Genomic DNA, 14,108 nt, shown 5'->3' with positions numbered 1-14,108 from the left:
AATGCCTGAATTCTAGTCCTTAAACTATGTTTTGCAACATATACCTTGCAAATGTGTTACACAAGTATAAATATTTCATTATTACGGATTTTTTTCTCTAATTATTAATTGCATTCAAATAAAATGTTGTATTTTTGTGTCGCCAAAAAGGAAATAAATATATCTAAAATAATAACCAATTTAATTCATTAGAACAATGGCAAATTTAGATCTTACCAAATACGGTATCCAGGGTACCGTAGAAATCTTGCACAATCCTTCATACGAAGTATTGTTTGCTGAAGAAACAAAAGCTGGTTTGGAAGGCTATGAAAAAGGTCAGGTAACTGAACTTGGTGCAGTGAACGTTATGACTGGTATCTACACTGGTCGTTCTCCTAAAGATAAATTCTTGGTAAAAGACGCTACAAGTGAAAACACTGTATGGTGGACTTCAGAAGAATATAAAAACGACAACAAGCCTGTAACTACAGAAGCTTGGAATGTATTGAAAGAACTTGCTGCTAAAGAATTGTCAAACAAGAAACTTTATGTTGTTGATGGTTTCTGCGGTGCTAACGAAGCTACTCGCTTGAAAGTTCGTTTCATCATGGAAGTTGCATGGCAGGCTCACTTCGTAACTAACATGTTCATCCGCCCAACAGCTGAAGAACTTGAATCATTCGAACCTGACTTCATCGTTTACAACGCTTCTAAGGCTAAAGTTGAAAACTACAAAGAACTTGGCTTGAACTCTGAAACAGCAGTTGTATTCAACCTTACTACTAAGGAACAGGTTATCCTTAACACTTGGTATGGTGGTGAAATGAAGAAAGGTATGTTCTCTATGATGAACTACTTCAACCCACTTCGTGGTATCGCTTCTATGCACTGTTCAGCTAACACAGATAAAGAAGGCAAGAGCTCAGCTATCTTCTTCGGTCTGTCTGGTACAGGTAAGACAACTTTGTCAACTGACCCTAAACGTCTGTTGATTGGTGATGACGAACACGGATGGGATAACGAAGGTGTATTCAACTACGAAGGTGGTTGCTACGCTAAGGTTATCAACCTTGATAAGGAATCAGAGCCAGATATCTACAATGCTATCAAACGTGACGCTTTGTTGGAAAACGTAACTGTTGACGCTAACGGTAAGATAGACTTCGCTGATAAGAGCGTAACTGAAAACACTCGTGTTTCTTACCCTATCTATCACATCAACAACATCGTTAAACCGGTTTCTAAAGGTCCTCACGCTAAACAAGTTATCTTCTTGTCAGCTGATGCGTTCGGTGTATTGCCTCCAGTATCAATCTTGAACGAGGAACAGGCTCAGTACTACTTCCTGTCAGGATTTACTGCTAAGTTGGCTGGTACAGAACGTGGTATCACTGAACCAACTCCTACATTCTCTGCTTGTTTCGGTGCTGCATTCTTGTCATTGCACCCAACAAAATATGCTGAAGAATTGGTTAAGAAGATGAAGATGACAGGTGCTAAGGCTTACTTGGTTAACACTGGCTGGAACGGAACTGGCAAACGTATCTCTATCCGTGATACTCGTGGTATCATCGATGCTATCCTTGACGGTTCTATCGAAAAAGCTCCAACTAAGACTATCCCTTACTTCAACTTTGTCGTTCCTACTGAATTGCCGGGTGTTGATCCTAAGATTCTTGACCCACGTGACACTTACGACTGCGCTTGCAAGTGGGAAGAAAAAGCTAAAGACTTGGCTGGACGTTTCATCAAGAACTTCGCTAAGTTCACAGGAAACGAAGCTGGTAAAGCTCTTGTTGCTGCTGGTCCAAAGTTGTAATTTAATACTACAACATATAACAAAAAGCTGTCTCAGAAATGGGGCAGCTTTTTTTGTTTTAAGCGGTATGTAATAAAAAATTTTCAGTTTGTCTTCTTCTGAAAAGTCTTATTCCGGAAAATATTCCTATATTAGCGTCTGGTTATTATATTTTGTAAAACTAGACTTATAACTTAATTTTTAAAGGTTTAACCTCAAAATTCAAAGTATTATGATTAAGAACATAGTGATTTGTGCAGGAGTATTTGCGACTGGTGTGTGTCAAGTTCAAGCCGCTAAAAAAACAGAGAGACCTAATATCATTTTCATCTTATGCGACGATATGGGATATGGCGATTTGGGATGCTATGGCCAGAAATATATCAATACACCTAATATTGACCGTATGGCGCAAGAAGGAATGCGCTTTACACAGGCCTATGCCGGTAGCCCAGTGAGTGCGCCGTCGCGTGCTACGATAATGACAGGACAGCATTCCGGACATACACACGTGCGTGGAAACAAGGAGTATTGGAAGAATGTCCCTATGATGAAGTATGGCGACAACGATGAATATACAGTCGTAGGTCAGGAACCTTATGATCCCGGTCATATAATTCTTCCGGAGATAATGAAAAACAACGGATATACCACGGGAATGTTCGGTAAGTGGGCAGGAGGATACGAAGGCTCGTGTTCTACTCCCGACAAGCGTGGTATAGATGAGTATTATGGATTTATCTGTCAATTCCAGGCACATCTTTATTATCCTAATTTCCTAAACCGTTATAGTAAATCTCTTGGAGATACAGCGACTGTTCGAGTCACTATGGATGAAAATATCAAATATCCTATGTATGGCGACGATTACAAGAAACGTCCACAGTATTCTGCAGATATGATTCATCGTGAGGCTCTTAAGTGGATTGATTCGCAAGACGGAAGTACTCCTTTCTATGGTTTCTTTACATACACATTACCTCATGCAGAGTTGGCTCAGCCAAATGATTCCATTTTGAAGTCATATAAGGAAAAGTTTTTCCACGATAAGACTTGGGGCGGTGAAGAAGGCAGCAGATACAATCCTGCAGTACATACTCATGCTGAGTTTGCCGGAATGATAACTCGTCTGGATGCATATGTGGGTGAGATATTGGCGAAGCTGAAAGAGAAAGGTTTTGATGAAAATACCATAGTAATATTCAGTAGCGATAACGGTCCTCATGAAGAGGGTGGTGCAGACCCGGAATTTTTCGGCCGTGACGGAAAATTGCGAGGCTTGAAACGCCAGTGTTATGAAGGTGGAATAAGAATTCCTTTTATTGTGCGTTGGCCTGGTAAAGTTGAGGCTGGAACAGTGAACGATCATCAGTTGGCTTTCTATGATATTACGCCTACTTTCTGCGAACTGGTTGGCGATAAGAAATTCCCTAAAAAGTATTTGAACAAGAAACTTGAAAGTGACTGTTTCGATGGTATATCGTTTGCTCCTACCTTGATGGGAAATGATGAAATGCAGAAGAAACATGACTATCTGTATTGGGAATTCCATGAAACAGACCAGATGGCAGTACGTATGGGCGACTGGAAGTTGGTCATAAAGAAAGGCAAACCTCATCTATATGATTTATCAACTGATATTCATGAGGATAATGATATTTCTGCAAATCATCCTGATATTGTACAGAAGATGATTGATATAATCAAGAAAGAGCATAAAGACAGTGAATACTTTAAGATAACGCTGCCGTTATAAAGCAATGACGCACTTACTGTTTATCCTATTTTGGCTTAAATATGTTCTTTTCATGATTTTCTTTTGTAATTTTGCATTTGTATTTTACAATATTATATGGAAGATCAGTTTGATATAAGAGATTATAAGCCTACGGGAAAGGAACGCGATTTTGAGAACGCCCTCCGTCCGCTACAATTTGAGGATTTCAGTGGACAGGACAAGGTTGTTGATAATCTGCGTATCTTCGTGAAGGCTGCAAGGCTCAGGGCTGAGGCTCTGGATCATGTGCTGCTTCACGGACCTCCTGGATTGGGAAAGACTACATTGAGTAATATCATAGCAAACGAGCTTGGAGTAGGTTTCAAGGTTACTTCAGGGCCTGTACTTGACAAACCGGGTGATTTGGCCGGAGTGCTGACCAGTCTGGAACCTAATGATGTGTTGTTTATCGACGAGATACACCGTCTGAGTCCGGTAGTAGAGGAGTTCCTGTACTCCGCTATGGAGGACTATCGTATAGACATAATGATAGACAAGGGACCATCGGCACGAAGTATACAGCTTGATTTGAATCCTTTTACTCTTGTGGGTGCTACTACACGCAGTGGATTGCTTACTGCACCGCTCAGAGCCAGATTCGGTATAAATCTTCATCTGGAGTATTACGATGAGAATGTTCTGTCGCGCATAGTTATGCGTTCGGCCGGTATTCTCGGGGTGACATGTGATGTTGAGGCTGCCGGTGAGATTGCGTCAAGAAGCCGTGGAACTCCACGTATAGCAAATGCCTTGCTCCGACGAGTGCGCGATTTTGCTCAGGTGAAAGGTGACGGGCATATTGATTTGAAAATAGCCAAATATGCTCTTGAAGCTCTGAACATCGACCGCTATGGACTCGATGAGATAGACAACAAGATTCTTTGTACTATTATCGACAAATTCAAGGGTGGTCCTGTTGGGCTTACTACCATTGCCACGGCTTTGGGAGAGGACCCGGGTACACTGGAGGAAGTATATGAGCCTTTCCTTATAAAGGAAGGTTTCCTGAAACGCACTCCTCGTGGTCGTGAAGTTACAGAATTGGCATATAAACATCTTGGAAGGAGCATCTGGCAGCAGGAGAAAACGCTTTTTGATTGAATACTAATTTAGTTGACAAGTTAACGAGTTGACGAGTTGACAAGGTTCTCCGTCCGGATGAATTGAAAATCGACGGAGTCAACCAAAGGTCAGCGAAGCCAAAGCCTGGTCAACTCGTAACTGAAGCCTGATCAACTCTTTCTAATTATTAATTATTAATTCTTAATTCCCAACGTGTCACTAGTTAAAGATACAGCAATTTACGGACTGAGCAGTATAGTAGGACGTTTCCTCAACTATCTGCTCGTTCCGCTATATACGGCAGTCCTTTCGGCAGAGTCGGGAGGCTACGGTGTAGTGTCGAATGTTTATGCTTATACGGCACTTATACTTGTGTTCCTTACTTTCGGTATGGAGACAGGCTTTTTTCGTTTTGCAAACAAGTCGGAAGAGGATCCTGTAAAGGTATTCTCCAATACATCCCTTTTCGTGGGAGGACTCTCGTTCCTTTTCGTCATTTTTGGCTTGATATTTCTTGATCCTATATCGCAATTCCTTGAATATCCCGACCATAAGGATTATGTAGGGATGATGATGGTGGTAGTGGCTCTCGATTCGTTTCTTTGTATTCCTTTTGCATGGCTCAGATATAAGAAACGGCCTATAAAGTTTGCATCAATCAAACTTTTCAATATCATTGGCAATATCGTTCTGAACTTATTCTTTCTTCTTCTTTGTCCATGGCTGAACGAACATGCACCGTCATTGGTTTCATGGTTCTATAATCCTGATTATCTTGTGGGCTACATATTCGTGTCGAATTTGATAATGTCGGCGGCACAGATGCTCTTCTTTATTCCGGAGCTGAGACAGCTGACTTTCAAACCTGACTTCGAACTTCAGAAACGTATGTTAAGCTATTCATTCCCGATACTTATATTTGGTGTAGTGGGAATATTGAACCAGACTGTTGACAAGATGATATATCCCTTCCTATATGACGATCGTCAGGAAGGACTTGTACAACTGGGTATATATAGTGCTACAAGTAAGGTCGCAATGATTATGGCTATGTTTACTCAGGCTTTCAGATATGCCTACGAGCCTTTCGTGTTTGGCAACAGTAATAAGAAGGATAGCACGTCATCCTATGCTGGAGCTATGAAGTATTTCTTTATCTTCTCTCTGCTGGCGTTTTTGGCTGTGATGTTTTATATGGACATTCTGAAATATATGGTAGCTCCGGACTATTGGGAAGGCCTTAGTGTGGTTGCCATAGTAATGGGAGCCGAGATACTGAAAGGAATCTATTTCAATCTTTCTTTCTGGTATAAGCTGATTGACGAGACACGCTGGGGAGCATATTTCTCTCTTATAGGATGTGCGGTGATACTTATACTCAATATCTGGCTGGTTCCTAAGTACGGATATCTGGCTTCGGCATGGGCATCGGTGGCAGGCTATGGACTTATCACTGTTCTGTCGTATTTCATAGGTCAGAAGAAATATCCTGTGGCTTATCCTATAAAGGATATGTTCGTCTATTTGGTGTTTGCGGCAGTGCTTTATGTAGCATCAATATACATTTATCCTGAAAATACAGTGTTGCGTATTGCTTTCCGTACATTATTACTTGTGCTGTTTGTTGCATATATCATAAAAAAAGACTTACCTTTGAGAAGTATCCCTGTTATTAACCGATTTATAAAGAAATAATTATGGAACTTAACAACAGAAAGAAGTACCTGATAAGAAAGTTTTACGATGATTATCTGGACTTGAACAAAAGTATGGAGGATGAGCAACTCACGGTAGAAAGCATCCGGAACGGTGTGGAATTCCGTGGAGCAAACCTGTGGATCCTTGTGTTTGCCACTTTTATTGCCTCTCTCGGACTGAATGTCAATTCTACTGCCGTAATCATCGGTGCCATGTTGATTTCTCCGCTTATGGGACCTATCATGGGTGTGGGACTTGCTATCGGTATCAACGATTTCGAACTTATGAAACGCTCTCTTAAGAGTTATTTCATAGCTACTGTTTTCAGTGTAACTACTGCTACAATATATTTTGCATTCACTCCGCTTGACGAAGTGCAATCGGAATTGCTGGCACGTACTTCGCCTACTATATACGACGTGTTCATAGCCCTTGTCGGTGGTCTGGCAGGTATAGTGGCTGTGGCTACAAAGGAGAAAGGTAATGTCATACCTGGTGTGGCTATCGCTACAGCATTGATGCCGCCACTCTGTACTGCCGGATTCGGATTGGCAACCGGCAATCTGCTTTATTTCTTGGGAGCTTTCTATCTCTATTTCATCAACTCCGTGTTCATAAGCCTTGCCACTTTCCTGGGAGTACGGTTTATGAAATTCAAGCACAAGGAGTTTGTGGATAAAAATCGTGAGAAACTGGTTCGTAAATATATTATAACCATAACTTTGGTGACAATGTGTCCTGCGATATATCTTACATACGGTATCGTTAAGGAAACATTCTATCACAGTGCTGCAAACAATTACATATCTGAGGAACTCCAGTTCCCTAATTCACAAATCCTCAGTAGGGAAATATCTTATTCCAAACGTGAGATTAAGGTGGTGATGGTCGGCAATGAGGTGTCCGAAAGCCAGATAGCCGCTGCCGAGCAGAAGCTTGAAAAGTATAACCTCGGAAAAACTAAGCTTGTAGTATTCCAAGGAGTGAATAATGGCGATATGGACATAAGTAATATTAAGTCGATGGTGATGGAGGACTTCTACAAGAAGAGTGAACAGAAGCTTGCTGCACAACAGCATGAAATAGATTCCCTGAAAACACAGTTGGAGCTCTATACCCGTAGCGGACAGGCTGACAGCAGATTGGCAGGAGAGATGAAAGCTTTGTTCGGTGGAGGTATCAAGTCCGTTGCACTGTCGCGCAGTATCCGTTTGGAACTTGACAGTCTCAAGCCTGACACTCTTACATTTGCTATATTGCAATGTGCCAAGAAACCATCTGCTGCTGATAAGAAACGTATGGCAGACTGGCTCAAGACACGTACCAATGCAAAGAAGCTTGAACTTATTGTAATGGAAAAATAAATAAAAAACGAAATGCGCAACTTTCAAGGCTGCGCATTTCGTTTTTTTACTAGTATGTGATTTATTTCTTCTTTTTCTTCTTTCCCATTCCGGCATCATCAAATCCCGGATTTGAAGAGTTATTGTCATGCACGAAGAACTGTTTCCAGTCATCCTTATGCTTTGGTCCGCGAGCTGAAGTATATCCGCGTTCCTCGCGGCTTGGCTTATCCTTCTTTGAAGCCTTCTTTTCTTTTGCAGGAGTTTCCTTTGTGGTTTTCTCTTTTGAAGAACCGGAATTGCGCTTCTTGCCGCTCTTATCACTTTTGCCGTTGTTCTCTCCGGCTATTTCCACTATAATTCTCTTACCTTTTAAAACAACTTTGTTAAGAGCTTTCATAACGATGTCAGCCTGCTGTTCTGCCACTTCGAAGAATGAGAAGTTCTGCATCAGGTCAATGCGTCCTATCTGTATGCGCTCTTTCTTTGTGTTGCGGTTAATCAGTTCTATGACCTGATTTGCATAGAAACCGTCAGTTTTACCCATGTTGAGGAATAGACGTGCATATCCCTTTTCTGCTTTGCGGGCTGTCTTTTCCTTGTCGCTTCCGCGATCCTTACGGGGCTTGTCCGACTTATCTTTCTCGTTTGCCTTAGGCTGTTCTATTTCAGGTGCATTGCGGTAGTATTCCAGGAAGCGGTTGAACTCCATTGATACTACGCGCTTGATAAGGTCTTCCTTGCTCAGCCATTCGAACTTGCGGTAGATGCCAGGGAGGAATGCTTCGATATCTTCCTCGTTTACCTTAACCTTTTCTATATCGTCTATAACCTTGATGAGCTGTTGTTCGCAAATCTCCTTTCCGGCTGGGAGTGTTCCTATCGTGAATTTCTTGTTGATGATACGTTCTATCTCACGCATCTTTCCCTTCTCGCGCATATTGATTATGGCGATAGAGATACCTGTCTTTCCTGCACGTCCTGTACGTCCGCTTCGGTGTGTATAGCTTTCTGTATCGTCAGGCAGGGCATAGTTGATAACGTGAGTAAGGTCGTTCACGTCAAGTCCGCGTGCTGCCACGTCAGTAGCTACAAGAAGCTGCAGATGACGCTGGCGGAATTTCTGCATCACGAGGTCACGTTGGGCCTGACTCAGTTCGCCGTGAAGAGAGTCGGCACTGTATCCGTCCTGTATCAGCTTGTCGGCTATCTCTTGAGTCTCTATTCGTGTACGGCAGAAGATGATACCGTATATCTGAGGATAGTAGTCCACGATACGTTTCAGCGCGAGATACTTGTCCTTTGCGTGTACGATATATGCTATATGGTTTACGTTCTTGCTGCCTTCGTTCTTTGTTCCTATGGTTATTTCTTTTGCGTTATGCAGGTAAGTCTTCGCAATGCGCGAGATTTCAGGACTCATTGTGGCAGAGAACATCAGAGTGTTACGGTCTTCAGGCACTTTTTCCAGTATGGCATTGATACTTTCGGTGAATCCCATGTTGAGCATCTCGTCGGCTTCGTCCATCACTACGTCTCTGATAGTTTCAAGGCGGGCCACTTTGCGCTCCATAAGGTCGATGAGTCGTCCCGGAGTAGCTACTATGATATGCACACCTTTTTTTAGGCTTCTGATTTGGCTTTCTATGGATGAACCTCCATAGACAGGTAATATCTTAAGATCTGAAATATATTTTGAATAGTCAGTAAGGTCACCTGCTATCTGCAGGCACAGTTCTCGTGTAGGGCAGAGCACCAGTGCTTGCGGTACACATTCATCAAGATTAATTTTCTGTATCAGCGGCAGACCAAATGCGGCTGTTTTTCCGGTTCCGGTTTGTGCTAGAGCCACTACGTCATTTCCGTTTCCTAATAAATACGGTATAACTTCTTCCTGTACGGGCATAGGATACTCATATCCCATTTCTTCTATCGCCCTGCGTATTTCTTCGGAAACGCCTAATTCTTCGAATGTCTTCATTTGTTGTTATTAAAATTATTCTATTTTTGATATTATCGTCTTGTCTTTTTCAAGTTGTTCTATCAACTCTTCCATTGAGGCAAACTTTATCTCCTGTCTTATTCTGCTGATAAACTCAATCATTAAAGGATGATGATATATATCACCGCTGAAGTCGATTATATGTACTTCGATGCTTACGTTACTGCCATTGTTCAGGGTAGGGCGGTTGCCTATGTTCAGCATCCCTTTGTAAACTGTATTGTCTATTGGTACTCGTACTGCATAAACTCCGTTCTCCGGTATTAGTTTTTCCGGACATGAAGGAATGATATTTGCAGTAGGGAAGCCGATTTTCCGTCCTATCTTGTGTCCGTCAGTCACTGTACCGTCAATATAGTAGTTATATCCCAGGAAGCGGTTTGCCGTAACCACATCGCCACATTTAAGTAGTTTTCTTATTGCAGACGAACTGATGAAAGTATCTGTGATGTCACATTTCAGAGGCTCGGCCTTTATTACAGACATGCCAAGTTCCTGTCCGTAGCGGCAATAATCCTCGAAAGTCTCTGTGCGGTTGTGTCCGAAACGGTGGTCATAGCCTATAACCAGTGCACGTACATTGTATCTGTTGTGCAGTAGCTCCATGAACTCGCGTGCCGTAAGTTGCGAAAGTTCTTTAGTGAAAGGGAGGACTATGCAGTAATCGGAATCAAGAGAACTGATAAGTGAAGTTTTTTGTGCAGGACACGATAAGAGTTCCGGCATATAGTCTGCCTGCATAACCTGGCGTGGATGTATAGGAAAGGTGATAAGGGCACTTTTCAGACCTTTTTCATCGGCTATGTCGCGAACCTGTTTTACCAGATAGCGGTGTCCGGTGTGTACTCCGTCGAAGCATCCTATTGTTGCCGCGCATGGCTTTATGTCAGTTTTATCGTATTCTTCTATAAACTTCATTTTTATTATTTGAAAATCAGTGAGAGATCATCTCCCGGAATGTAATGTACGGCATTTATACCTACCGATTGTGCTGCGTCGCAGTTCAGTTTTGAGTCGTCTATAAACATGGTTTCTTCTGCCTTGAGTCCTGCTTCTGACAGTGCTTTCAGATAAATTGCAGTGTCCGGTTTGGCAAGGTGCATTTCATGCGAGAGGAATACTTTCTTGAAGAAATCATTAATACCCAATCCTTTGTAGCTGAATACTTTCGGTGCTACATTATCCCAATGAATTGCATTAGTGTTGCTAAGTATATACAGATTGTATTTATCCTTCAGTCTGTAAAGCAGTTCAAGTTTCTCTTCCGGAATACTGTCTATCATGGTGTTCCATATACGGTCGATTTCCTCATCTGATATATCTTTGCCTGCTCTACGGCGCAACTCATTGCGCGCATCGTCATCAGATATATTGCCAAGTTCGTATTCAAGGAAGAATCCTGTCTTGTGAGTGCCGGTTATTTCTTTATCCTCGAAACAGATTCCGGCTGCTTTGCATTCGGCTAGAAATCTGTCCAAGGTGACGTCGATAAGAACGCCACCCCAGTCAAATATTATATTTTTGATTTTTGAATTCATATTTTAAAACCTTGTTAACTTGTCAACTTGTTAACTGAAACCTTCTCAGCTATCCTTTAGAGCTCATTCTCTTGATACCTCTCCAGATTTCGCCAATCCAAAGTACAATAGAAGTTCCGCCTATAATATAAACCCAATCCATCAGCGGAAGAGCCTCGGTACGGAACACTTTGCCACCGAAGGTAACGATAATGAACTGACCTACAAGAATTATCAGTGCCACACTAAGCATACCTAGTGCATGACCTGCATCCTTGAAGATAGAATGGTTTGTCCCGAATACACTGGCATTGAACAGATTCCAAAACTGAAGCATCACGAACACTGTGAAGAATATTGTCAGGTTATGGACATCCATACCAGTGGCAGAATTGTTCATGTATGCCATAAGTCCCATCAGTACGATAAGGAAGCAGATACCTGTACCGAAGATATTCTTCTGCATAGCTTTGCTGATGATGAAATCTGTACGCTTACGAGGCTTTTCGTTCATTACGTCCATACTTGGAGAAATTGAAGCCAAAGCCATGGCGGCGAAAGTATCCATAATCAGGTTCACCCAAAGCATCTGTGTAACGGTTAGCGGTAGGGCAGAACCGAAGAATGCTCCAAGGAGGACACTCAGCAATGCTACTACGTTGATAGTAAGCTGGAACACGATGAAACGCTGTATGTTCTTGTAGAGCGAACGTCCCCACATCACGGCTGTAGCTATACTGTGGAACGAATCGTCGAGCAGAGTGATGTCGCTGGCCTCTTTAGCTACGGATGTACCTGTACCCATTGACAGACCAACCTGGGCATGGTTGAGGGCAGGAGCATCATTTGTACCGTCGCCTGTAACTGCCACTACCGCACCTTTCTGCTGTAGCAACTGTACCAGGCGCTGTTTGTCCATAGGACGCGCACGGCTCATCACCTTTATGTCAAGAACTCTTTCAAGAGCTTCTTCATCGCTTAATGCGGCAAAATCTGTACCTGTGATACGATTACGTTCGGTGTCGTTTTCAGTCCACAAACCAATCTGACGGGCAATTTCGGTAGCTGTTCCCGGAGTATCACCGGTTACAATCTTAACACCGATACCTGCCGACTGGCATTTCTTGACAGCGTCAGGCACGTCAGGACGTATAGGGTCGCTTATTGCGAATATTCCGAGGAATGTCATGCCGCCTTCAGCCACAAGCTCAGCACAATCTTCCGATTTTCCTTCAGGGATGATTCTGTATGCAAGTCCCAGAGTACGCATAGCCTTGTTTTGGTATGCAAGGAGTTGCTCGTTGTATGCCTTGATTTTATCGTCGCTCAATGAACATTTCGACATTACAATTTCAGGAGCACCTTTTATATACAGAACACGTTTGTTCATTACAGGCGAATCAACGAGTGTGGCCATATATTTTCTCTCTGTAGAGAAAGTAAGCTGGTTTACTGTATGGGCATTTTCACGCAGTGAGATATAGTTGGCACCCTTTCCGTTGAGCCACAAGAGCAGGGCAACTTCTGTAGGATTACCCACACCCGACGGCTTTTCTCCTTCGGCCTTCTCTTCAAGGAAAGCGGTAGAGTTTACGGCAATGCTTTCTGCCACAAGTTCAGGATTTGACTCATCTACCTGAGCTTCGTGTACCTGCATCAGATTTTGAGTCAGAGTACCTGTCTTATCTGTACAAATCACAGTGATGGCACCCATAGTTTCGCATGCATGCATTTTGCGCACAAGGTTGTTGGTCTTCAGCATTCGGCGCATATTCAGCGCAAGGCTCAGTGTCACACTCATAGGAAGTCCTTCAGGCACAGCCACAACAATCAGCGTTACAGCCATCATGAAGTATTTCAGTACAATCTGAGCCACTTCAAGCCACTGCTCCCAAGTCTCTACTGTATTGGCTGTGAAATATGCATAAAGGTCCTTACCTGTGAAAATCACGAAAGTAAGTATGGCGATAGTGAAACCTACCTTACCAATCAGGTTGGCAAGTTTCTCCAGCTGTATGTTTAGAGGAGTCTTTTCGTCGCTCTGTTCTGTTGACTGACGAGCAACCTTACCGATTTCTGTAGCGTCACCCACGCGGTCAACCTTCATTGTTCCGTGTCCGTCTGTAACTGTAGTACCGCGCATTACGGCATTCGACGGATAGGTAGCCTCGTCATCAAAATGTTTAGGGTCGGTGGTCTTGTTCACCATAAGCTCACCTGTAAGGTTAGCCTCGTTCACTTGCAGTGAAACAGCTTCCACCAATGTTCCGTCGGCAGGAATCTCGTCACCTGTGTTCAGAATCACGATATCTCCGACTACGATTTCCTTTCTTGGAATCTCTTTTACCTTTCCGTTTCGAATAACGGTAACAGGAGTTTCCTCGCCTACGGCATTCAGAAGGTCGAACTTCTTGTTGGCGTCATATTCAAAATAAAATCCTATACCTGTAGCCAGAAAGATAGCGAAGAAGATGCCTATAGTTTCGGCATATTCATTCTCGATAATTGAAATAATAAGTGAAAAAACGGCAGCCACCAGCAGAACTCTGATGACAGGGTCTTGGAATTTTTCAAGATAAAGTTTCCAGATAGATGGACGTTTTGGAGGAGTAAGCAAGTTTTCCCCATATTTCTGACGGCTGGCAATAACCTCCTGGTCAGTAAGTCCGTTCAGATGATTTTCATTCATTTTCTGTGACATGTCTTTAATTTTTAATCGATTAATCGGTGCAAAAATACAATAATATCTCCGAAGTTACGGTGTCATGGGATGTAAAACTTCTTAATAGAGTATATATGAACTATTTTCATTTATATAAATTACGTATGCTTAGATGGAAATTATTGCTTTTCGCTTTTTTATGCCTTTTAAAAAACATGCACACGTTTAAAAATATTCATATCCTTGTGCCATATTACGCTGTTTTAA

The 14,108-nt window shown here is 42.5% G+C and carries 9 protein-coding genes; 5 read left to right on the top strand and 4 right to left on the bottom strand.

Annotation, left to right across the window (positions count from 1 at the left end; all coding sequences use genetic code 11):
• Nucleotides 1-196 precede the first annotated feature (196 nt).
• From pckA to NW213_RS06555, 5 genes are all read left to right on the top strand, one after another.
• Entirely contained in the window at nt 197-1,801 is a 1,605-nt protein-coding gene (pckA, locus tag NW213_RS06575; protein WP_204390972.1) for a phosphoenolpyruvate carboxykinase (ATP), read from the top strand.
• 211 nt (nt 1,802-2,012) lie between these two features.
• Nucleotides 2,013-3,536 (top strand): arylsulfatase, encoded by a 1,524-nt coding sequence (locus NW213_RS06570; RefSeq protein WP_258322218.1) that lies wholly within the window; start codon nt 2,013-2,015, stop codon nt 3,534-3,536.
• 96 nt (nt 3,537-3,632) lie between these two features.
• Nucleotides 3,633-4,658, top strand: coding sequence for a Holliday junction branch migration DNA helicase RuvB (gene ruvB, locus NW213_RS06565; RefSeq protein ID WP_204390968.1), 1,026 nt, complete (start codon nt 3,633-3,635; stop codon nt 4,656-4,658).
• A 174-nt stretch (nt 4,659-4,832) separates the two neighbouring features.
• A complete protein-coding gene (locus NW213_RS06560; RefSeq protein ID WP_258322217.1) occupies nt 4,833-6,314 on the top strand; it encodes an oligosaccharide flippase family protein in 1,482 nt (493 codons plus the stop codon).
• Between the two features lie 2 nt (nt 6,315-6,316).
• Nucleotides 6,317-7,681, top strand: a complete 1,365-nt coding sequence (locus NW213_RS06555; protein WP_204390961.1) for a TIGR00341 family protein — start codon at nt 6,317-6,319, stop codon at nt 7,679-7,681.
• Between the two features lie 61 nt (nt 7,682-7,742).
• Here NW213_RS06555 and NW213_RS06550 read toward each other — a convergent pair whose 3' ends face one another.
• Genes NW213_RS06550 through NW213_RS06535 form a run of 4 tightly spaced genes read right to left on the bottom strand, consistent with a single transcriptional unit; the run spans nt 7,743 to nt 13,880 of the window.
• Complete coding sequence (locus NW213_RS06550; RefSeq protein WP_154044830.1) at nt 7,743-9,641, bottom strand: DEAD/DEAH box helicase; 1,899 nt, start codon at nt 9,639-9,641, stop codon at nt 7,743-7,745.
• 15 nt (nt 9,642-9,656) lie between these two features.
• On the bottom strand, nt 9,657-10,580 hold the full coding sequence (locus NW213_RS06545) for a bifunctional riboflavin kinase/FAD synthetase (protein ID WP_204447279.1): 924 nt from the start codon (nt 10,578-10,580) through the stop codon (nt 9,657-9,659).
• 5 nt (nt 10,581-10,585) lie between these two features.
• Nucleotides 10,586-11,200, bottom strand: coding sequence for an HAD family phosphatase (locus tag NW213_RS06540; protein ID WP_204447280.1), 615 nt, complete (start codon nt 11,198-11,200; stop codon nt 10,586-10,588).
• 49 nt (nt 11,201-11,249) lie between these two features.
• The gene (locus tag NW213_RS06535; RefSeq protein WP_258322216.1) at nt 11,250-13,880 is read right to left on the bottom strand and encodes a calcium-translocating P-type ATPase, PMCA-type; all 2,631 of its coding nucleotides are present in this window, start codon (nt 13,878-13,880) and stop codon (nt 11,250-11,252) included.
• Nucleotides 13,881-14,108: the final 228 nt, after the last annotated feature.

The organism is Bacteroides sp. ET336, from assembly GCF_024733815.1.
In the GTDB taxonomy this organism is placed as follows: Bacteria; Bacteroidota; Bacteroidia; order Bacteroidales; family Bacteroidaceae; genus Phocaeicola; species Phocaeicola cellulolyticus.
The sequence above is the reverse complement of the archived record's forward strand: the minus strand, read 5'-3'. Positions and strand labels throughout refer to the sequence as shown.

Coding starts and splice junctions, on each gene's coding strand:
- pckA (WP_204390972.1), top strand. CDS start 197: ATGGCAAATTTAGATCTTACCAAATACGGTATCCAGGGTACCGTAGAA.
- NW213_RS06570 (WP_258322218.1), top strand. CDS start 2,013: ATGATTAAGAACATAGTGATTTGTGCAGGAGTATTTGCGACTGGTGTG.
- ruvB (WP_204390968.1), top strand. CDS start 3,633: ATGGAAGATCAGTTTGATATAAGAGATTATAAGCCTACGGGAAAGGAA.
- NW213_RS06555 (WP_204390961.1), top strand. CDS start 6,317: ATGGAACTTAACAACAGAAAGAAGTACCTGATAAGAAAGTTTTACGAT.
- NW213_RS06550 (WP_154044830.1), bottom strand. CDS start 9,641: ATGAAGACATTCGAAGAATTAGGCGTTTCCGAAGAAATACGCAGGGCG.
- NW213_RS06545 (WP_204447279.1), bottom strand. CDS start 10,580: ATGAAGTTTATAGAAGAATACGATAAAACTGACATAAAGCCATGCGCG.
- NW213_RS06540 (WP_204447280.1), bottom strand. CDS start 11,200: ATGAATTCAAAAATCAAAAATATAATATTTGACTGGGGTGGCGTTCTT.
- NW213_RS06535 (WP_258322216.1), bottom strand. CDS start 13,880: ATGTCACAGAAAATGAATGAAAATCATCTGAACGGACTTACTGACCAG.